A 20,577-nucleotide genomic window follows, 5' to 3' on the forward strand; every position below is an offset into this window, starting at 1 on the left:
CTTTTATATCATCTCCTTTAATCTTAGTATGGAAGTTCACTTTTTTCTCTTTTTATATTAGCTCCGAGAGCTTGGAGCTTTTCTTCCATCCTTTCATATCCTCTATCAAGATGGTAAATTCTATAAACTTCAGTTGTATTTTCTGCAGCAAGTCCTGCTATAACAAGAGAAGCACTTGCTCTTAGATCTGTAGCTGTAACTTTAGCTCCAATTAACTTGTCTACTCCCTTTATAACTACTGTGTTTCCATCTATTGAAATATCAGCTCCAAGTCTTTGAAGTTCAAGAACATGCATAAAACGATTCTCAAAGATGGTTTCCTTTATAACAGAAACTCCTTCTGCAAGACACATAGTTGCCATGAATTGAGCTTGCATGTCAGTTGGAAATCCAGGATAAGGTTGAGTAATAATGTCTGTACCCTTAAGTTTTCCTACTTTTTTTACTTTTGCTCTGTTTTTATCCAACTTTTCTATCTTTAGCCCTGCTTCTTCAAATTTTTCTATTACTGCTTTTAAAACTTCAAATGGAAACTCTTCTAATTCTATCTCTCCACCTGCAAGACCAACTGCTGCAACAAATGTTCCCGCTTCAATCCTATCTGGCATTACTCTATAATCTATTTCTTCAAGTTCAGAAATCCCTGTTATTTCTATAACGTCTGTTCCTTCTCCTTCTATAATTGCTCCAGCTTTTTTCAAAGCTTTTGCTAAATCAACTATTTCTGGTTCTTTTGCAGCATTTCTTATGATGGTTTTTCCATCTGCAAGAACTGCAGCCATGAGAACATTTTCCGTTCCCCCTACAGTAGGGAAGTCAAAAGTTATTTCACATCCTTTTAGCCTTCCTTTTACTTCTGCCGTTATATAACCATGATCTATCCTTATGTCTGCTCCCATTTTTGAAAGAGCTTTAAGATGAAGGTTTACAGGTCTTAAACCTATTGCACAACCACCAGGCATAGAAACCTTAGCTTTACCGTATTTTGCAAGAAGAGGTCCCAAGCAAAGGATAGATGCCCTCATAGTTTTAACAAGCTCATAGGGAGCTTCTGTTTTTATGACTTTCCCGCTTTCAATCTCAACAACATCTTTATTTTTCTCAATTTCAAATCCCATTTTTTGAAGCAAATAACAAGTAGTTGTTACATCTTTTAAATCAGGAACATTTGAAAGTTTAAGTCTTCCAGTCAATATAGAAGAAAATAGGATTGGAAGAGATGCATTCTTTGAACCAGATATTCGAATCTTTCCATAAAGCTTCCTTCCACCTTTTATAACAAACTTTTCCATTCTAACCTCTTTCTGCAGAAATAACTCTTTCTACTCCTGCTAAGTCTTTGTGCAACTTAATATTTCTAAAACCAGCTTTTTCTAAAAGCTTTTTCACCCCTTTTGATTGTCCTTTTCCTATCTCAATAGCAAAAAAACCGTTAGAACTAAGTTTTTTAGCAGATTCTCCTATTAATCTTTCAACTATCTCTAAACCACTTTTTCCACCAAAAAGTGCAACGGCGGGTTCATATTTTAAAACTTCTTTATCTAACTTTTTGTCTCCAAAAGGAATGTAAGGAGGATTAGAAACAATAACGTCAACAGGATAGTTAATTTCTTTTAACAAGTCCATCTTTACTATCTCTACGTTATTACAGCCAAGAAGTTCTTTATTTTCGTTGGCAACTTTTAACGCAATAGAAGATATATCTGTTCCGATATATCTGTGTTTGTCTCCAAGAAGCTTATAAAGAGTTAAAATAATGCATCCACTTCCAGTTCCAACATCAACTATAGTCTTATCTTCTTTGTCTTTTAAATAATCGTAAACCACTTCGACAAGGAGCTCTGTCTCAGGCCTTGGAATTAAAACACCTTTCTGAACTTTAAATGTGAAACCAAAGAACTCTTTCTCACCTGTGAGGTAGGCAACAGGTTCTCCCTTTGCCCTTCTCTTTATCAGTTGTCTGTAGTTTTCTACCTCTTCTTCTGTTAGAGGTCTTTCAAACTCTGTGTAAAGCTTAATTCTGTCTTTAAATCCAAGAGAATGGGCAAGGAGCAGCTCAGCATCGAGTCTTGCTGACTTTATCCCTCTCTCTCTGAGAATTTCTGTTGCTCTTTTGATTAGTTTTCCAACAGTCCATTTCATGTCAGGAATTATACACACAGGAGAGAGCAATTATGTAACGTGATAGAATTAAGATTCATTGTTCAACTAGGAAAGAATATCATCAATAACGAGGAAGAGATGAAAAAGACACTTTTAGGAAATGAGGCTATAGCCTGGGGATTGCTTTACGCTGGCGTTGATGTTATGGCAGCCTATCCTGGAACTCCGAGTTCGGAAATTTTAGAGACCTACCAGAAAATTGTCAAGCAAAAGAATCTTTCAGCCTATGCCGAGTGGTCAACTAACGAAAAGGTTGCCTTTGAAACAGCTTATGCTGCTGCGATAACCGGTAAAAGGGCAGCCTGTGGAATGAAAATGGTCGGTCTCAACGTGGCTTCAGATGCCCTGATGAGTAGTGCTTATATAGGAAATAAGGGTGGTTTCCTCATAATCTCTGCAGACGACCCAGGATTTTACAGCTCTCAGACAGAACAGGATTCGAGGTACTTTGCAAAGTTTGCAAGAATTCCTGCACTTGATCCTTCAAGTCCAGAAGATGCTTTCAGACTGACGGTTATTGGCGTTAACCTCTCTGAAAAGTTTGAAATTCCTGTTATTCTCAGACCCGTTCTTAGGGTATGTCACGGAAGACAGATAGTTGATATTCCTGACTTTGAGTTTGAGGGAAGAGAAGGAAAGTTTGAAAGAAATATTGAAAGGTGGGCGGCAGTTCCAAGAATCCCTCGATTAAAGCAGGGGTATGAGCTTCTGGAAAAGCTTCAGAGAATTGCACAGTTCAACTACGATGAGTTCTTGAAGCCCCAAGTTGAAAAGCTTAGAGGAGGAAAACTTCTCATTATTGCTTCTGGAACGAGTTACTCTTATGTTCTTGAAGTCCTTGAGGATACAGGATTAAAAGCAGATGTTTTAAAGATTGACATGCCAACTCCTCTTCCTTCGGGGAGGTTAAGTGATTTAATCTCCTCTTACGAAGAGGTTATAGTCTTTGAGGAGACCTATCCTCTTATAGAGGAACAGATAAAACACCTTGGAAACGTTAGAGGTAAACTTTCTGGGGATGTTTTCCAGATAGATGAGGTTGCACACGATAGAGTTGCCGATATCCTTTTAAAAAGGGGACACATAAGTAGGAACGTCTACGTTGGAAAAGAATATGAAGGAGAAGTTCCTCCAAGAGTGCCTGCTCTGTGTCCCGGCTGTCCGCATAGAACAGTTTTCTATGGAATGAAAAAAGTTTTTGGAAATAAGGCAATTTATCCTTCAGATATCGGTTGTTACACTCTCGGTTTGAATCAAAAAGCTGTTGATACAGTTCTCTGTATGGGAGCTTCTGTTGGACTCTCCTGTGGCTTCTCAAAATCTGATACTAAAAAGCCAATAGTTGCAACGATTGGAGACTCTACTTTTCTCCATGCAGGCATTCCACCCCTCATTGATGCTGTCGCTAACAGGCACAAGTTCGTTCTGGTAATTATGGACAATAGTACCGTTGCCATGACTGGTCTTCAGCCAACTCCGGAGAGAATAGGAAATGTCAGCATTCCGAAGATTGTTGAAGGGTGTGGAGTAAAACCTTTGATTCTCGATTACGATGGAACCATTAAAACTACAGTTGAGTTTTTCAAGAAGGTAAAAGAGATATATGAAAAAGCCAACGGACCTGTTGTTGCTATTGTTAATGAGTTCTGCACTTTTGACAAAGAAAAAGTGAAACTGCCTGGAAAGTTTGCAAAAGTCGATCAGGATAAGTGTACAGGATGCGGACACTGTATAAACGATTTCGGTTGTCCTGCCTTTGAGTGGAACGATGAAGGAAAGGTGGAGGTAAATCCTTACTTCTGTGTGGGTTGTGGTGTCTGTCTTTCGGATCTTTGTCCATTTGATGCCTTTGTGGAGGATGTGAGATGAGATATCAGATAGTTCTGACAGGAGTTGGCGGACAGGGAACAATTTTTTTGGTGAAACTCCTTGCCCAGTGTGCTCTGAATAAAGGTATCGATTTTATAGGAACAGAAACTCACGGTATGGCTCAAAAAGGTGGAACAGTTATCTCATACTTGAAAATTGGGGACTTTAAAGCTCCTCTGGTTGGAGAGGGTCAAGCAGATCTGCTTTTAGGTCTATATCCAACCGAAACTTTAAGATTTCTTCACTATTTGAAGCCAGAAGGATACATTGTTACAAATATTGAAGATGATTTCCCGGAGGTTAATGGATTTAACGTTTTTACTGTTAAGGCTTCAGAGTTAGCTGTAAAGGGGGAGGTAAATCCAAAGTCTCTAAACGTTTTTATCTTAGGCTATGCTTTGAAAGTGATTGAGAATTTTCCTTTTTCAAAGGAAGAAGTTGAGAAAGCAATTGTTGAATTGAATCCAAAGTTTGCAGATGTGAATATTGAAGCTTTAAATAAAGGTTTTTTGACAGGTTGTAATTGAGGCAAGAGGCAGTAGGGAAGAGGCAATAGGCAATAGGGAATAAATAATGGGGTGGAGGGTAGTTTATTTAGATGGAAAAGAGGGAAGACCGTTTGTAGAGTGTGATACTTGCAGAGAAATAGGACGAAATGTAATAGAGCCAGCTGCTATGTTTGTTAAGACTTCAAAATATAGTATTTTTGAAGAGAAGAAGAAAGAAGCTGAAGAGGGTGTTTGAAAATTGCCAAAATTAAGAAAAAAGCCTATCCTCTCCGGTATGAAAGCGAAAAGACTAAATTTCCACAAAGTACTCAACCTATCAAAAACATACATGAACCGGAGAGGACAGGCTGTACTGGTATATTTATATCCTTTTAAAACCAAAAGAGGAAGACCCAAGAAATACCCTGACGAGATAATTCTTACCCTTCTTTTCCTCCAAGTAGCCTGGAACCTATCATTCAGAGACCTTGAATATTTGGCAGTTCAGATATTTGGAAGAGAGAATATTCCTGATTTTTCAACCTATTATTACCGACTCAAGCAACTACCTTCCATTCTCCTTGTAGATTTTCTGAACTTTGTCTCTCGAAGACTCTTAGGGAAGTATCATAAAGAACTAAGATTTCTGATAATAGATGGAACTGGCTTCAAATACAATGAGATTTATCCATTGAAAATTCTAAGAGGCAAAGAGATAAAGGAGGTAAAAAGCCACGTTAAAGTTGTTGTATTAAGCGTTCATCTAAAAGATGGAAAAAGGTTCATTCTTACTGCATTACCTGGAGAGAGTTACGCTTCGGAAGTGAAACTTGGAGAGAAAATAGTTAGGTGGTTAAACGAAAGGGGATTTATATGGAGAGCTTTGAAAGGAAAGCCATTTTTAGGAGACAAAGCTTATGACAGCATTAAGTTTATTGAGCTTGTTCTGTTAGTAGGCTTAAAGCCTTACATAAAGGTGAGAGAAACATTAAGGAAGGGAATTAAATCTGAGATTAGGCTTAAATGCAAAGAGCTTTTAGAATCTGATGAAATTTACAGGTTTAGAGGACTGATAGAGAGTATTTTTGGAGAAGTTAAGCAGGATGTTGGAAGTTACGAGAAAACAAAGAGCTTTCATATAGCTCAACTGTTTGTTTTAGCTAAGTTTATCCTCTTTAACATGGGAGTTTTGTTCTTTGTCTGGATGATTTTTCAAACACTCTCATTTAAAAGGTATTAAATTTTCTTTTTATGGAAAACTTTTTAATACCAATTGGTGGTGGAAACGAAATAGGAGCCAGTTCCTATCTGTATGTTTTAGGCGGAGTAAAAATTCTCATAGATTCAGGAATAAGATTTAATGCAAAAGAACCTTATCCTGATTTTGAGCTTCTTAAAGTTTTAGCTCCAGAATTGGATGCAATTTTTGTTACACACGCTCATATTGACCACTGTGGAAGTATTCACATTTTGTCTTCTCTATATCCAGATACACCTATCTACACAACTCATGAAACAGCTCAGCTTCTTTCGCTTATGGTCGAAGATGCTATAAAGGTTAAGTACATAAAGGAAAAAAGTGAAGATGAATGGAAAGAATATAAGCTCTTAGACGAAACCTTTATGCGATTAGAAAGAAGGGAATTTTTTGATACTCTTAATATTAAAGATATTGAAGTAAAGTTTTTACCTGCAGGTCATATTCTTGGAGCTGCTGCTTTTCAAATAAACTATGATGATTCTAGTTCTATTTATCACACTGGGGATATATCTCTTCAACCTCAAAAAACTGTTGAAGCTGCACATCTTCCATCTTCTTCCGTTAATTTACTTGTTACTGAAAGCACATACTACTATTCCAATAGGAGCTTTGAAAAAGAAAAAGCAGTTGAAGAGTTTTATCAGACCATAGTAAAAGTTTTTGAAAGAAAGGGAAGAATACTCATTCCTGTCTTTGCTCTTGGAAGAGCTCAAGAAATAATTTTGCTTCTTACTGAAGGAATGAAGGCAGGAAAAATTCCTCCTATGACTGTTTATGTTGATGGTCTTGCAAGAGAAGTTTCAAATATATACGAAAACTTACTTAACAAAGAGTTCTTTAATTACTATGTCCAACCGGCTCCTACCTATGAAGGCATTGACTTTTTAGAAGCCTGCGAGGAAAATTTAAGAGAGGCTAACTGCATTATTTCTACCTCTGGAATGCTTATGGAAAATACACCTTCTTACATTTATGCTTCCCTTTTATCAAGAAACGAAAGAAACGCAATAATTTTTAGTGGTTATTTAGTTGAAGAAAGCTTTGGATACCGTCTTTTAAATGATAGAGAAATTTTGAAAAATTTTAAATGTGAAATAAAAAGACATCATTTTTCTGCTCATTCAGATAAAAAAGAGCTCCAAGATTTAATCAACATACTTTCTCCAAGAAAGACAGTATTTATTCACGGTTATCCTGGAAAAGAAATTAAATATCATGGTTTTAACAGAGAGGTGATAAAGTTTTGAGAATTTATTTTGGTTATCCTGATTCTTTCTTTAAAGATAAAAACTTTCGTTTAAAAGACCTTTTTTTAAGGGAAATAGGTGTTAAATACGAAACTGTTCCTGTTGAAGTTAGAAGAAAGTTACTTTCTCTTCTTGATAATCTTGAGCAAAAAAGTTACTTGTACTTAAATGGTATAGTCTATGATGCTATTGATATCCTTGAATTTGCTTTCTTTTCTCTATCAATTGAAGACTTACAAGAGATCGTTTTACCTGGTTATCTTTATGGAAAATCGACATTTTTAATAAGAAATCTTTTTGATAACTTACTTGAAAGAAGGGTTTCTGTGTATTATGACTTCAACTTTTTCTCACAAAAGACTTTAGTTGTCAATATTGGTTATAAAAAAACTTCTTTATCAATAGGTGGAAAATTAATAACTATACTACCTGTTGGGGAATATCATTTCGTAGATATCTTAGGAAATTATTTATTTAACAGATTTATTCTTGAAGTAGGAATTTCAAATAGGGATTTAAGAAAAAAAGGAGAGAGAGGAAAGCTACTTGATAAGTTTAGAAGCTTTGCAGGACAAGTTCTATTTAAAAATAGAAAAGAAATTTTTCTTGAAAATTTTAGATATAAGCGCTCTATAGAAAAAGAAGAAGTGAGATTAGCAATATCACCTTATACAGGTTTATGTAACTATGGCGATTTTATTGAAAAGCCTGTAGATATTTCGTCATCCGTTGTTCTTTCTTTATATAGTTATGAAGAGCTTTTTAGAGAAAGAGCTCCTATAGAAAAAATTATCTTGATTGGAAGACTTACATTTCCCTTTGAAGATGTCTTAGGTAAGATTTTCCCTATTCCTATTGAAAAGCTTGATGGAAAAGAAATGATAGGCTTATCAGCTGTTAATCCTATCTTTAAAGTTTCCCTTAGGAAAATAGATTTTCCATTAGATGGTCGTTTCCCGAACTTGAAAATTCCTTCCTTAGATTCTAGTGATGAAATAAACGTTTCTCTTTTAAGAAAGTACTACAATAAGCAAGATTTAAAAGGAATTTTTTTAATAGAAAAATTAACAGAAAAGCAACTTTCAGACAAAGAAAAAGAGCAGTTCATTTTTGAACTTCTTTCTATTTTGAAAAGGAGCTCTTACAGAACTAAAGAAAGTATCCTTTACTTAAACTACGCTATATCTGCTCTTTCAAAACTTGATATTCCCGAAAATCTGTTCCAGAAAGTTTTAGAAGAAATGATAGAAAAAGCTTTTAATTGGTTTTTACCTATTGAAACAAAAATGAACATACTTTATTTTTGTTATAAATTTTCTGATAAACTTAAAGACGAAAGATTTAAAATATTTTTACCTCTTCTTCTCACATATATAAGAGACAAAAAGTTAACAGAAGGAGAGAGGAATTTCATTCGAACAGCAGTTGAAACAACCTTTAGTAAGATCAAGATTTCTTTAAGAGGACAAGATGAAATTAGCAGAATTTCATAGAATGTGTCCAAACTGCGGTGGAATAATATCTGATGAAAGACTTAAAGCAGGACTTCCATGCGAAAAATGTTTACCAAAGGAGCTTTTCTATACAAATAGAAAAGAAATATGTAATGCTCTTGGGAATAAACTCCAAGATTTTAAGAAAATTTGTCTTTTAGATGAATTTACTGAAAATTATGTAAAGTTTTTTAAAGAAAAAACAGGCTTTACTCCTTGGACTCTCCAAGTTATGTGGGCAAGAAGAGTTGCTCTTAGTAAATCTTTTACGATGATTGCTCCAACTGGTGTTGGAAAAACAACTTGGGGACTTGTCACTTCTGCTTATTTAAGTGGAAAGGTTTATATACTTGTTCCAACAAAATTACTTGTTCTTCAAACTGTAGAAAAACTTTCAAAGTTAACCAACAAAAAGATAGTTGCTTATACAGGAAAAAAGTCAGAAAAGGGAACAATACAATCTGGAAATTTTGAAATTTTAGTTACGACAACAAATTTTCTTTACAGAAACTTTGAGATAATTCCTAAACCTTTTGATTTTGTTTTTGTTGATGATGTGGATTCTCTCTTAAAAAGTGCAAAGAATGTGGACAAAGTTATTCGCCTTTTAGGATTTACAGAAGAAGATATAAGTATTGCAGAAAAAGTTTTAGAACTTAAATCCTTAGTTGCAAAATTTGGAGAAAAGGTAGATAGAAAGCTTATCGAGAAATTAAAAAAACTTGAAAATTTTCTTGAAAAAAGAAAAAGCGAAATAAAAAACGTTCTTGTTGTTTCTTCTGCAACTTCTCAACCAAAGTCAAAGAGAGTTAAACTCTTTAGAGAGCTCCTTGGTTTTGAAGTTGGAAAATCTGCAACTGCACTTAGAAATGTTGAAGATGTCTTAATATATACGGATAAAGATTATCTTGAAGAAACAGTAAAAATCATAAAAAAGTACGGAAAAGGAGTTTTTGTCTTTATTTCGGAAGACTTAGGTAAGGATTACGTTGAGGAAGTTGTCAACTTTTTAAATAAGAAAGGTATTTCCACAGTTTCTTATGAAAACTTTTCATCTGAAAATCAGGGAAACTTTATTGACGGAAAAATTCAGGCAGTTGTTGGAATAGCAAGCTATAGAAATCCTCTTGCAAGAGGAATAGATCTTCCTCAAGCAGTTAGATATGCAGTTTTTTTAGGTGTTCCCAAATTAGAGTTTAATTTAAAACTTTCTTTAGCACCGGTTAAACTTTTTGGAATTCTTCTTGTTCTAAGGGAATTAATAGAAGACAAAACTAAGGTAATGTCTTATTTAAGCTACTTAAAAAAATATCTAAGTTTAAAGAAAGAACTTCTTGATAAATATCCGAAAGTAAAGGAGAAATTAGAAGAAATCAAAGGTTTTCTTGAAAGTTATCTTAGTAACAAAGAGTTTTTAGAAAAGGTTAGAGCGTCTGAAGATATATCCTTAAAGGAAAAAAATGGAGAGCTCTTTGTCGTTGTTGGTGATGCTACAGGTTATGTTCAAGCTTCTGGAAGAACGTCAAGAATGTTTGCAGGAGGGCTTACAAAAGGTGTTAGTCTTATGCTTGTTGATGACTTAAAGGCACTCAATTCTCTAAAAAAAAGACTTTCCATCTTTCTTGAAGATTTAAATTTCAAAGTCCTTGATTACGATAAAGGAAAAGAGCTTGCAGAAAAGTTTGGTTTTGAATTAATAGATGAAGAAAAACTTAACAAAATTTTTAAAACTGTTGATGAAGATAGAAAAAGAGTTAAAGAAATATTAGAAGGTAAGATAAAAGCAGAAACAAAAAATCTTGTAAATACTGCTCTTATAGTTGTCGAGTCTCCAAATAAAGCAAGAACGATAGCTAATTTCTTTGGAAAACCAGTTAGAAGAAAAGTCTTAGATATTGATGTTTATGAAATAAACATAGGAGATAGACTACTCCTTCTAACAGCTTCAAAGGGACACGTTTTTGATCTTACGGTTAGGGATGGCTTGTGGGGAGTTAAAGAAGAAGAAAGCAGTTATATTCCAGTCTACGATACTATAAAGTACTGTACAAAGTGTTTTGAACAAACAACAGAACCTTTTTGTTCAAAGTGTAGTGGAAAACCAGATGTTGATAAGATAACGGTAGTTAGAGCTCTAAGAGAAGTTGGGCTTGAAATAGACGAAGTTTACATAGCAAGTGATCCTGACACAGAAGGGGAAAAGATAGGGTGGGATATTGGAACAGTAATAAAACCTTTTCAAAAGAAAGTAAGAAGAATGGAGTTTCATGAAGTTACAAAGTGGGCATTTATGGAAGCTCTCAAAACTCCAAAAGAAATAGATGAAAATCTTGTAAAGGCACAGATAGTAAGAAGAATTGCTGATAGATGGGTAGGATTTGCACTTAGTCAGCACTTATGGAAAGTATTTAAAAAACACTGGCTTTCTGCAGGAAGAGTTCAAACGCCTGTTCTTGGTTGGGTTATAAAAAGATATGAGGAAAGCAAGGAAAAGAAAGGAATAATTGTAGTTGAAACTAAAGCAGGTAGTTTTAGGTTTGAATTTGACAATTTAGAAGAGTTTCAAAAGATAGCTATAGATAAGGTAGAAATTAAAGTTAAAGAAAAATCTATTTTCGAGAAAAATTCTCTTCCACCTTTTAATACTGGAGAACTTCTTAAAGAAGCATCTAACAATTTAGGCATTTCTGCAGAAGAAACGATGAACATTGCCCAAGCTCTCTTTGAAAGTGGTTTTATAACTTATCACAGAACAGATTCAACAAGGGTTTCAACTGCTGGAATGGGAGTTGCAAAAGAGTACATATCTCAAAAATTTGGAGCAGAATTTATAAAGCTGAGAAGTTGGGGAGATGGTGGAGCTCACGAGTGTATAAGACCTACAAGACCTTTAGATGCTGAAAGCCTAAAAGCTCTTGTCTTAGTTTCGGGTTCAAGTTCAAAGATGACAAAGAATCACTTTAGAATATATGATTTGATATTTAAAAGATTCATGGCCTCTCAGATGATACCTACTAAAGTTGAAAAGTGCAAACTTCTTGTTAAACTTCTTCCTGTAGAAAAAGAAGAAGAAGAAGAAAGAATAGCTAAAATAGTAAAAAACGGATGGAACTTGATACAACCTCTTAATTTAGAACCTCTTTCTGTAGAGTTAAAAAAGGAAAAAACTTACTATTTTGAAATTATATCCTATGTAAAGAAAAAAGTTCCAAAAGTCTTTCCATATACTCAAGGAGAGCTCATCGAAGAAATGAGAAAAAAGGAAATTGGAAGACCTTCCACTTATGCAAAAATTGTTCAAACTCTTCTTGACAGAAAGTACATCATAGAAAAGGGGAAATTTCTCTATCCTACAAAACTTGGAATAGAAGTTTACAACTATCTTTCAGAAAAGTTTCCCGACTATACTTCTGAAGAATTTACAAGAGAACTTGAAAATATAATGGATAAAGTTGAAAGAGGAGAGGAAGATTACCAAAAAGTAATAGAAAACCTTAAACCTATTTTGGAAATAAGATATTCTTAACTTTCTCCACAACCTTTGGAAAAGCTTTCTTTACTGGTTCAGTTAATTCATTTTTGAACGTTTCCAAGTCTGCCGCTTCTACTCCAATAAATTTTATTTCTCTTGGCATCTTATCAGCAAATAAACTGTAACCAACAGTTATAATTTCACTAAGAGAAACAGAATGACTATTTCCCCCATAAAGTTTCTGGTTTTGCCCGGATGTCAAGTCAAGTTCTACGATTTCTCCAGGTTTAAGACCGAGCTTTACAGCATCTACTATTACTACTTTCTCTTTTCCCAAAAGTGTTTTCACCATATATAAAGAAGGGGAGAGAAAGTGAACGGCTTGAATCTCCCCGCAAAGAGCTTCCACAGTCCAAAACCCTAAACCATCATCAGAGAAGTTGGGATTGCCTATACCTATTAACAATTTCAACTTAAAAGTTCCTCAACTTCTTAATGAGTTTTCCGTTCTTTGTATACACTTCAAGCTGAATTGGAATCTGACCTGGAAAAGCATGAGTAGCACAAGCTAAACATAAATCATAAGGCCTATGCGCCATTTCTATAAGATTGAGTTTGGCTTCATCAAATTTTCCATCATCAAAGAAAAACTTAGCAGCTTTTTTAACAGCGATCTGTATAGAGCCGTTGTTAAACGTAGTTGGAACAATCATGTTAGCGTCAGTTACCATTGCATTTTCGTCAGTCTTGTAGTGGTGTATTAACGTTCCCCTCGGTGCTTCTATAATTCCAACTCCTTCTCCAGAAACTTTTCCAACGGGATTGCAGGTGTTGGGATTAGTTATTTCTGGATCATTTACAAGCTCTTTAACTATTTCTGCATGATTGAGTATTTCTATGGCTCTTGCCCAGTGGTAGGCAAATATATTATGAACAGGTTTTCCTCCAAAGAATTCTACCATCTCCTCATAAGCCTTTTGAGCAAGGGGAGTACTGTAACCATCAGATACGTTAAATCTTGCAAGTGGTCCTACACTACAGAAAGGAGTTCCTTCTCCGTCAATAAATCCTTTCCAGCCTACAGATTTAAGGTAAGGGAATTTTGCGTAACTCCACTGTATTGTTCTTTCGGCAAAGTAATCAAGATATTCTTTATCGGTAAAGCTTCCTATTTCCTGTCCAAAAGGAGATATTATCTTTTGAATACCTTCGTAATAGGCAACTTTATTGTTCTTATCGACTGTTCCCATATAGTTAGTAGCAACGTTAAAGGTTTCTTCTTTCAATAGTTTAGAATATTCAGGATTTTTTACTACTATTTCTTTAAATAGTTCTACACTTTGTTTGCCTAGTTTTAAACAATCTTCGGCCAATTTTTGGAGCTCCTTTACCTCATCTTCACTTATGTCTTTAGACCATCCACCTGGTATCGCCGACGCAGGGTGAGTAGTTTTACCTCCCAATATCTCCACTATTCTAGCTGCAGAAAATCTCTTCTCAAGAATTTCTTTAACGAATTCTTTGCCAAGTTTTTTTGCAACTCCGATTATATTTCTCTCTTCAGGTGGTGCTGTTGGTCCACATATAAAGTCTGGAAGTCCCATAGCATATAAAATTTCAGTATGATCTTCTATGTAGTGAGCAGAAAGTAACAATTTTCTTAGCTTTTTAGCTACGGGAGGAGGTTCTACCGAAAATATTTGGTCTCCAGCTTTTAGTGAAGCCATAAAGTGAACAGCCCTACATACTCCACAAATAGTACTTGCTATTCTAGGAACCTCTTCTATTGGAACATTTTGGACTAGCTTCTCATATCCCATAAACTCAACCACTTGGAAAAAAACTTCGTCAATCTTTCCGTTGTCATTTAAAAAGACGGTAATTTTTCCGTGACCTTCGAGTCTAGTTAGTGGTTCTATCGTAACTTTTTTCATCATTTCCTCCTAATCTTTTGATTTGATCAGTTTAGATTTTGGAAGGCTGTATCTATAAAAAAGCTGAACAGGAGCAGGTATCTCTTTAAGCAGATTTTTATTATCTAAAGTTGTAGCTATGGTGCTTACCGCTTTAATGGCAAAGTCTGACACTCCTGGGATCGGACCTCCACATCCCCTACAAGGCATATTGGCTTTTAAGCAAGCTGCTCCGCAATCACCTTGAGTAATAGGGCCTAAACAAAGATATCCAGCTTCTAAAAGACATACGTCCTTTGGTGGCTTTTCTAGTGTTCTTTTTACCTGTGTAGGCTTTTTTTTAATACCACCGTAGCGTATAGGATTTCTTGGACATGCATCGCAAACAGCTGTTCCCATAGTTAACCAACTACCTTTTGCTGGAAGATCGTTTTTAAGGATGGATTCAAGTATCCACTTTATGTGGTTGTAATGGGGAGGACATCCACCTACATAGTAATCTACTTTAACAACCTGATCGAGAGCTCTGGCAGGTTTAAGAACAGGAAGATCTAAAGGGTATTTACCATCTGCTACATATTCTGGCTGAGGAACAATACCTTCAGTGTTGTCAGTTGTTATAGTTTCAATGTAAGCTTTTTTGACAATCTCTTCTTGCCTGTAAATGTTAACTAAACCTTTGATGCCTCCTAAACTTGCACATATACCAAAAGCAATTAGTGTTTTGCATTTTCTCCTCATAAATTTTGCTATATGTTCATGTTCGGAATTTCTTACATTTCCCGTAAAGAAACCTATATCAATTGAGCCGTCTGGGATAGACTCTAGATCTTTATACTTTTTATCTATTAAAGTGGGAGCAAAAAACATGAGTTCTACGTGGTCAAGAAAATCCATAAGCTTAGTAGCCGTATCTAAAAGAGAGGTCTCACAACCTGCACATCCACCTCCCAAATAATAAGCCATTTTAAGCTTTAACATAGTTATCCTCCTTCAATTTGGTTAGAACTTCGTTCATTTTCCTTATAGAGTTGGCCAATTTCTTCCAGTTGGGAACACCTATGTATTCCCATTTCACCAGTTTGTTGTTGACTCCAAGTAACCGCAAACTTTCATTAAGCATTTCTATCCTTCTTTCCTGCATATAGTTACCCCACACGTGATGACAGTTGTGTTCAGGACATCCTGCTACAATAATTCCGTCTGCCAAATTTCTGCTCAATATTTCGTTAATAACTTCAAGGCTTAAAGAGGCAGAACATCTTACTCTTATACTTCTAAAGTTTTCAGGAAGTTTTTCTCCATTTACTCCCATTAAATCTGCTGCACCGTAGGCACACCAGTAACAGAGAAAAGCGAGAATTCTAGGTTTATCTTTTGGAAGATGCTTAAAGGCTACTTCTACCATCTTCAGTATTTGTTCGTCTTCAAGATTAGAGAAATTGATGGCTTTAGATGGACATGCAGCGTAACAGAGGCCACAACCTCTACACAAATTAGGATCTATTTCTATCCAGTTGTCTTCAGGAGTTTTTCCTTTCTTTACAGAAATTGCTCCGTGTGGACAACACATAAGACAAGTTTCACACCTAGAACACTTGTCTTGGTCAATCTGGGCATAATATTTCTTTTCTCTTCCCTTTAAATCTTTGTAAATCTTAGGAGCAACTCCTAAAGCAGATTCTATACTTTCCTGAACGTCTTTGAATCCTTTTGCTGTTCCAATGACGTAGACTCTTTCTACAAAACTTTCAAGTGGATTAATAACTCTCGGCTGGAATTCAAGCGGAAATCCGTAAATATCTGTATACATATTTAACATTTGAGTTATTCTTGCCTGGGCAGGAACAAGTGGTTCAGCCAGAACTGCTAAATTAGCTGTAAATTCTCCTTTCTCAGTTTTTATTCTTAATTTTCCTTTTCCTTCTCTTTCTACCTTTTCAACTACTGTTTGAATGAACTCAACCCCTCCAGCTTCTGCTCTCTTTCTAAATTCTTCAAAGGCGCGTCCTGTTGTTCTTAAACTGCGGTAAAAGATTCTCACTTTAATATCTGGCATCTGTTTGGCAAGTAAGGCAGCAATCTTTGCAGTCTCAAGGCAACATAATCTTGAACAGTAGCCTTCTTCATCTTTTTTACACAGAATAAAAGCTATTTCCTTAGGCTTATTTCCGAAAAAGTTGTTTGCACTATATCTTTGATACTCTGTAAGTGTTATTACTTCTGGAAATTCATAACCTAATTCTCTATATTGGGATACATCTCCTCCTTTTAATCCTGTTGCGATAACAATTGCACCAACTTCCTCTTCTATCGTTTCACTTTCAGCCTGTAAATTTATTGCCTGAGTTGGACAGACCTTTTCACATTCTCCACAAAAGATACATGCAGCTTCATCTATGTGATAGACATCGGGAATGGCTAAAGGAAACGGTTTATAAATAGCTTTTCTCTTTGTTTTCCCAAGATTGAACTCATTAGGAACTTCAACAGGACATACTTTCTCACATTCTCCACAGGCTATGCACTTATCAGGATTTATCTTTATTGATTTTCTTCTTATTTTTACTTTAAAGGTTCCACTATCTTTTTCTATGTCTTCTATTTCTGAGTTTGTAAGTACTTTTATTCTGTCTCTCAACATGGTTTCTCTACCGACTACAGGTAAAACGCACTGACTGGTACAAACGGAAGGATAACTTTCAGATTGCCAGAGAGCGGGAATAGAGGCTGTCAAACCTCCTAGATAAGGTTTTTCCTCTACGATAACTGATTCCACGCCTATATCTGCTAAAGCTTGAGCGCATGATTGACCTGCAACCCCTCCCCCAACAATTAAAACTCTTTTCTTAAGTTTTTCTTTTAGAGCTCCTACATTGGTTTTAAGTTTTTCGTAAGCCATTAGGAGCATATCTTTTGCTTTTGCGTTTATTCCTTCTATGTTGTCGTGAATCATTACGCATTGTTCTCTCAAATTTAACGTTTCAAACATCGCAGGATCTATCTGGAGAAACTTGAGCAGCTTTTGAATTCTATCTTCGTTAAACTGTAAAGAAGATCTCTCAGAACAACCACCAAATATTAAGCTGCTAACTTTTCCTCGCAGAGATTCTAGCTGCTTCTCAGGGGATTTACATAAGTCTTTTGTAATAATTACTTCTTCAACTCCTGGTAGTTTAAGTGCAAGTTCTTTAAGTTCTTTGAAGTTAATCTTTTGGTTGATTTGCTCTCCGCAACTACAAAAAACCACTCCAACCTTTTTCATTTTTTACCTCTCTTTAATTGGTTAACTAATATTTAATTATATTATCTACATTGGATAATTACAATTGGCTTTAGAGATACTCTGCTAAGGTATTGCTTTTATAGTTAGTATCTCCTAATTAAAGTTTAATTTAAACCTAAAGAAACAAGACCTCAACGGAGACTATTTAAAAAATCCAGCTTATGGAAATTTCTATTTAGAAAAATTTAAGACAAAACTTTCTCAGGTTTTAAAAGATTAGACTTGACAATTCCTACTCCTAGGAACTTATCAGCAGAAAAAACTTTATAAAGACCATCTAATGCGTTTACCTTTATCTTTACTCCGTTTCTAAACTTTTTTCCATCATCTATTGAAATTTTCATTTCTGGCATGTCTAAAAGTTTATCAATTGGGATTAAGAATTCCTTTATATTTTCTCTATTTAGCTTTGAAAGTGAAATAGCTTTATCAATCGTAATTTTTCCTACTTTTGTTCTTCTTAATTCTGTAACAACGGCAGCACAGCCGAGAGCTCTTCCAATATCATAAACTAAAGATCTTATATAAGTTCCCGATGAACAACATACTTCAAGTTCAAAATCTGGATAATTAAAACTTATAAGCTTTAAAGAATAAATCTTTATCTTTCTTGGTTTTAATTCTACCTTTTCTCCTTTTCTTGCAAGCTCATAGGCTCTCTTTCCTTTTATTCTTATGGCAGAATAAGGAGGAGGCACTTGTTCTATTTCTCCTTTGAAGTTATTAAGAACTTTTAAAAGATCTTCCTTTTTTATTTCTTGACACGGAACTTCCTTTAAATTTCCATCTATGTCATACGTATCGCTTGAAAGTCCAAATCTTCCTTTAACGACATAACATTTATCTTGCTTTAAAAGATATTCAGAAAATCTTGTTGCCTTTCCAACAGCAAGAATCAAAAGTCCGGTTGCAAGTGGATCAAGAGTTCCTGTATGACCAATTTTCTTTATTCCTAAAAAACGTTTTATTACTCTTACAACTTCCGTAGATGTAATTCCACTAGGTTTATCAATCAACAAAAATCCTTTTACCATCTCATTCAACAACTTTAGGTGTAATAAAAATTAGAAGATTTTTTTCAGTGAATTTTACACTTTCTTGTTTAAAAAGCCAGCCTAATAAAGGAATATTGGAAATTACAGGTACTCCTGTTTTAGATTTTGATTTTTCTTTTTCATAAATACCACCAATTACTATTGTGTTACCGTTAGCAACCTTTATTCTCGATTTGACGTTACGAGTATCTATAGCTGGTTCATTACTTCCTGTAAGTGCAACGTGTTCGTAGTTAGGACTATCTTTACGAACCTCTAAATCTAAAATAATTTCATTATTGTTTGTTATGTGAGGCTTTACTTTTAAAATAAGAGAGGCTCTTTTAAAACTGACAGTATAAGTTGTCGCACCACCAGAAGCTACAGTACTTTCTCTATAGGGAATTTCTATACCTTGTTCTATTGTGGCTTCTTGATTGTTTAGAGTAAGTACTTCTGGACTAGAAACTATTTTTGCATTTCCATCAAGTTGTAAAGCTTTAAGAGCGATTTCAACTTTTAAATTCTGAGACTTATTTAAAATGCCTAAAGCTAGAGTACTTTCACCTACCGGTATATTATATAAACTTGAATAGGACGTTTCATTTATAAAAGGTAGCACTCCTGTATTACTTCCAAGGCCAAAGCCGTAACTACCAGTAATATAAGAGGAAGGAGGCGTTCCCATATGATTATATCCACCGATTAACCAACCAAAACCAAAATCCTTTGCTGCACTGGTGGAAATTTGAACTATTTTCGCTTTTACTATTACTTGTTTCATAGGTTTATCTAGTTTTTTTAAAAGATTCATAATTTCCTGGTAATGTTTTTTTGTAACTGTAAGTAAAAGAGAATTTGTTGATTTATTTACTGTTATTCTTTCTCTTTTGTCTAGTTTTTTAACTAATTCCTTTATTTCTTTTTCTATTTCTTCAGCATTTGCATAGTTAAGATTTACTATGTATGTTTTTGTAGGCTCTTGTAATTCTTGTTTAATAATCTTTGTTTTAGGTAAAATACGCATATAGTTTTCAGTTTCTTTATAAGTTAAACCAAGAGGAGTAAGTACTGCTTCTAAGGCATCTTTCCAAAAAACTGGTTTTTCAAAATCTATGCTAACAGTTCCCTTTACTTCTGGATCAAATACGATATTTATTCCCGCAATATTTGCAATTGCTTTTACTACAGACCTAACGTCAGCATTGTTAAATTTCAAAGATATGTATTTTTTATTAGTAGGATTTAAAGAATTAAAAGATGTTTTTGTAGGTACAGACATTTCAAAAATTTTTAGTTTTACTTTGTTATCTTTTACAACTATCTCCGCAGGACTAGACTTTACTAAGTGTACTTTTATTGTGCTGCCTTGAGAGTTACTAAATACTTCTATATTTTTTATTAGTTTTGAGTTTGGAGAAATAGTAAAATTTTTAAGTTTCAAACCTGAAATATCTATAATATAAGTATTAGCTGACTTTTTATAGAAAATATTTGCAGGATTCTTTATCAAATTTATATCTAAAATTTCTCCTTTTGAAAATTTTTTAAGAGAAATGTTTGGTCTAACAATATCAGAAGGAATGATCTTCAGCCTAATTAAATTTTTCTCAGATAGAGACTCTAATCTTGCTGTTTTCTTAAGCTTAAAATCTACAATCGTATCTCTTCCTATAGGTTTTATGGTTACCTTTTTTATAAGATCTCCTCTTTCTCCAATTGTAAATGACCTATTAAGAGTGCAGTTTTCTAATTTAACGCTTATTTCTTTGTTGTCTTTTATTAATGGAACAACTTCACAATTACCTTTCTTTTGAAAACTTATTTCAAAAATATTTTTATCATAAATAGCATTTAATTCTGTTATAGTACCTGCATTTGCAATAGTACTAACGGATAAAAGTAAGACTGGTATTAACCACTTACTCATTAATTTAACCCTCCTTATCTACTTTAAGCTCTATAATTTTTTTCTTTAACTTCTTTTTCTTTTTATAATACTTTACCAAAATAACCTTATTGATAGTAATTTCCTTAATTTTTGTATCTGAAGATATAGGATCTCCAGGTTTTAACATATAAACTTTTCCTGTTGCTGGATCCGAAACAACAAGAGAATAAGAATTAGCACTTCCGATAATACCTTCTATTTTAAGTTCTTTTAGATTTTTTCCAAGTACACTCTTAAAAAGCCTTAAGGAAGAAGATGTTTTTTTCGGCTTTATATGTGTATATTTATTATCAAGTATAAATAACTTCTTAAATGGATTAACAAAGGGATCTGAAATTTCAGTAGAATAAGAACTACAAGGCATAAATAAGAATAGCAAAATCAGTAATACTTTCATTGC

Annotated in this window: 16 protein-coding genes; 7 read left to right on the plus strand and 9 right to left on the minus strand. The window is 34.4% G+C overall.

Translation table 11 applies throughout. The features are described from left to right. Positions 1-23: 23 nt before the first annotated feature. Together murA and prmC are read right to left on the minus strand one after the other, a co-directional pair. Positions 24-1,292, minus strand: a complete 1,269-nt coding sequence (gene murA, locus DESTER_RS01880) for a UDP-N-acetylglucosamine 1-carboxyvinyltransferase (protein WP_013637978.1) — start codon at positions 1,290-1,292, stop codon at positions 24-26. Position 1,293: 1 nt separating this feature from the next. Continuing rightward, positions 1,294-2,142, minus strand: coding sequence for a peptide chain release factor N(5)-glutamine methyltransferase (gene prmC / locus DESTER_RS01885; RefSeq protein ID WP_041737641.1), 849 nt, complete (start codon positions 2,140-2,142; stop codon positions 1,294-1,296). 99 nt (positions 2,143-2,241) lie between these two features. On the opposite strand from prmC, the gene DESTER_RS01890 reads away from it, so the two are divergent. The 7 genes from DESTER_RS01890 to rgy are packed head-to-tail and all read left to right on the plus strand — an operon-like array spanning position 2,242 to position 12,047. Then, entirely contained in the window at positions 2,242-4,032 is a 1,791-nt protein-coding gene (locus DESTER_RS01890; RefSeq protein ID WP_013637980.1) for a thiamine pyrophosphate-dependent enzyme, read from the plus strand. Then, positions 4,029-4,559 (plus strand): 2-oxoacid:acceptor oxidoreductase family protein, encoded by a 531-nt coding sequence (locus DESTER_RS01895; protein ID WP_013637981.1) that lies wholly within the window; start codon positions 4,029-4,031, stop codon positions 4,557-4,559. The genes DESTER_RS01890 and DESTER_RS01895 overlap by 4 nt, the downstream gene beginning before the upstream one ends. A gap of 46 nt (positions 4,560-4,605) precedes the next feature. Beyond that, the gene (locus DESTER_RS08280) at positions 4,606-4,776 is read left to right on the plus strand and encodes a hypothetical protein (RefSeq protein WP_013637982.1); all 171 of its coding nucleotides are present in this window, start codon (positions 4,606-4,608) and stop codon (positions 4,774-4,776) included. Positions 4,777-4,779: 3 nt separating this feature from the next. Then, the gene (locus DESTER_RS01900; RefSeq protein ID WP_013637983.1) at positions 4,780-5,760 is read left to right on the plus strand and encodes an IS5-like element ISDeth1 family transposase; all 981 of its coding nucleotides are present in this window, start codon (positions 4,780-4,782) and stop codon (positions 5,758-5,760) included. Between the two features lie 11 nt (positions 5,761-5,771). Further along, positions 5,772-7,028, plus strand: a complete 1,257-nt coding sequence (locus DESTER_RS01905; RefSeq protein ID WP_013637984.1) for an MBL fold metallo-hydrolase — start codon at positions 5,772-5,774, stop codon at positions 7,026-7,028. Next, positions 7,025-8,521 carry a hypothetical protein gene (locus DESTER_RS01910; protein ID WP_013637985.1) on the plus strand — a complete coding sequence of 499 codons (1,497 nt, stop codon included), beginning with the start codon at positions 7,025-7,027 and terminating at the stop codon, positions 8,519-8,521. Before DESTER_RS01905 ends, DESTER_RS01910 begins: the two co-directional genes overlap by 4 nt. Beyond that, the gene (gene rgy / locus DESTER_RS01915; RefSeq protein WP_013637986.1) at positions 8,499-12,047 is read left to right on the plus strand and encodes a reverse gyrase; all 3,549 of its coding nucleotides are present in this window, start codon (positions 8,499-8,501) and stop codon (positions 12,045-12,047) included. Before DESTER_RS01910 ends, rgy begins: the two co-directional genes overlap by 23 nt. Here rgy and DESTER_RS01920 read toward each other — a convergent pair. From DESTER_RS01920 to DESTER_RS01950, 7 genes are all read right to left on the minus strand, one after another. After that, positions 12,022-12,465: a hydrogenase maturation protease gene (locus DESTER_RS01920; RefSeq protein ID WP_013637987.1), complete on the minus strand. Its 444-nt coding sequence runs from the start codon at positions 12,463-12,465 to the stop codon at positions 12,022-12,024. The two genes, rgy and DESTER_RS01920, sit on opposite strands and share 26 nt — an antisense overlap. 1 nt (position 12,466) lies before the next feature. Then, the gene (locus DESTER_RS01925; RefSeq protein ID WP_218914922.1) at positions 12,467-13,930 is read right to left on the minus strand and encodes a Ni/Fe hydrogenase subunit alpha; all 1,464 of its coding nucleotides are present in this window, start codon (positions 13,928-13,930) and stop codon (positions 12,467-12,469) included. A gap of 6 nt (positions 13,931-13,936) precedes the next feature. Further along, complete coding sequence (locus DESTER_RS01930; RefSeq protein ID WP_013637989.1) at positions 13,937-14,887, minus strand: NADH-quinone oxidoreductase subunit B family protein; 951 nt, start codon at positions 14,885-14,887, stop codon at positions 13,937-13,939. Then, entirely contained in the window at positions 14,874-17,171 is a 2,298-nt protein-coding gene (locus DESTER_RS01935) for a hydrogenase iron-sulfur subunit (RefSeq protein WP_013637990.1), read from the minus strand. The genes DESTER_RS01930 and DESTER_RS01935 overlap by 14 nt, the downstream gene beginning before the upstream one ends. A 206-nt stretch (positions 17,172-17,377) precedes the next feature. Then, positions 17,378-18,208 carry a tRNA pseudouridine(55) synthase TruB gene (gene truB / locus DESTER_RS01940; RefSeq protein WP_013637991.1) on the minus strand — a complete coding sequence of 277 codons (831 nt, stop codon included), beginning with the start codon at positions 18,206-18,208 and terminating at the stop codon, positions 17,378-17,380. Positions 18,209-18,227: 19 nt separating this feature from the next. Beyond that, on the minus strand, positions 18,228-20,156 hold the full coding sequence (pilQ, locus tag DESTER_RS01945) for a type IV pilus secretin PilQ (RefSeq protein ID WP_013637992.1): 1,929 nt from the start codon (positions 20,154-20,156) through the stop codon (positions 18,228-18,230). A gap of 4 nt (positions 20,157-20,160) precedes the next feature. After that, positions 20,161-20,574, minus strand: coding sequence for a hypothetical protein (locus DESTER_RS01950; RefSeq protein WP_013637993.1), 414 nt, complete (start codon positions 20,572-20,574; stop codon positions 20,161-20,163). Positions 20,575-20,577 lie beyond the last annotated feature (3 nt).

This window comes from Desulfurobacterium thermolithotrophum DSM 11699, from assembly GCF_000191045.1.
GTDB classification, from domain to species: Bacteria; Aquificota; Aquificia; order Desulfurobacteriales; family Desulfurobacteriaceae; genus Desulfurobacterium; species Desulfurobacterium thermolithotrophum.